This window comes from Streptococcus sanguinis (assembly GCF_003943655.1).
Lineage (GTDB): Bacteria > Bacillota > Bacilli > Lactobacillales > Streptococcaceae > Streptococcus > Streptococcus sanguinis_F.
Genome location: NZ_RJMM01000056.1, coordinates 1 through 1094, shown reverse-complemented (window position 1 = coordinate 1094; position 1094 = coordinate 1). Strand labels below are relative to the sequence as shown.

2 protein-coding genes and 1 pseudogene are annotated in these 1094 nt (G+C 32.4%); all 3 read right to left on the bottom strand.

The window, feature by feature from the left end; genetic code table 11:
* The coding region (locus tag D8886_RS11945; protein WP_125435778.1) for a DUF4176 domain-containing protein at window positions 1-75 on the bottom strand (75 nt) is incomplete at its 3' end.
* Window positions 76-247: 172 nt separating this feature from the next.
* Window positions 248-802: a hypothetical protein gene (locus D8886_RS11585; RefSeq protein ID WP_125435776.1), complete on the bottom strand. Its 555-nt coding sequence runs from the start codon at window positions 800-802 to the stop codon at window positions 248-250.
* Window positions 803-815: 13 nt separating this feature from the next.
* Window positions 816-1094 (bottom strand): annotated as a pseudogene (locus D8886_RS11580) (hypothetical protein); the annotation flags it as partial.

Here is a 1094-nt window from a genome sequence, read left to right as displayed (position 1 = left end):
ACGGCTGATAATCATTAGGTTGACATCGCCATTATTCAAACGAACAACACTTCCAAGTGGCAATAATTGTGACATTAGTTTAATTCCTTTTTTATTTTTATATTATTTCTCTAATAGAAGAGAAGCATTTTAAATAGTGACAGTATAGTCTCTATAGTACTCTTTTCACAAGTCATAGAAGCAAAAGTGATAATACTACTTATATAAATAACAGATCTAGATAGTCTGTTCCATTTTTCTTTACGTTTTAGGATTCCTCTTTTAGCTGCTTAATAGCCTGCCCGCGCTTTAAATGATTTAATTCTATTAAGGTGAATATTAAGGAGGTCATCATACAAAAGAAAAACAAAAACAGAAGATTTCCTCCCCAAGAATAAAGTCCTAGACAGACGACAGAAGCAATACAAACAAAAGCAAATCCTTCTATAACGAGTTGATTCGTCCTATAAGCAAAAGAATAAAAATCACTTTTTTGATAATAATATTTATCAACCCGATAAAGTCTCTTGTTTTCAAAAGATTTTTTCCGAAAGAATTTACTTATGATAAACGAAATAATAATTGCTAAAATAACTGATATTATTTTTAAAACACTAGACCGAATAAAGGCAACATTTGTTAATTGCCTCAAAGCAGGGACAACTAAAACAATCCCCACCCATATCCAAATAGATTGTTTATTACTGTTATAACTGTCTATGGCATATATCTGTGAAGTTTTGCAATCGTAAAACAAGAATTGCGGTTTTCTATATTCACCTAGCGGGATTAAGTTTCGTACTAAATCATTTTGATTACTCATCCAAACACACTCCCTAATCGTTGTTTCTCTTTTTCGTGTAAAAATCATTAACCTTCAGAAAAACATTCCCTGCCATACCATTATAAATGATGATAGTCTCAACAAAGGAAGCACAGGCAAAAATCGCTAGCACTCTAACATCCCCCCAGAGATAAAAAGCAATTGCAGACAAGATATAACATATTCCTCCACCTAGGAGCAACCAGAATATCAACTGCCTTGCTTTTGCAAACCATTTTGTAAAAGCATGAGTGTCAAATATAGTAATATCAACAGCGTAAAAAGTAGCTTC

Coding starts and splice junctions, on each gene's coding strand:
- D8886_RS11585 (WP_125435776.1), bottom strand. CDS start 802: ATGAGTAATCAAAATGATTTAGTACGAAACTTAATCCCGCTAGGTGAA.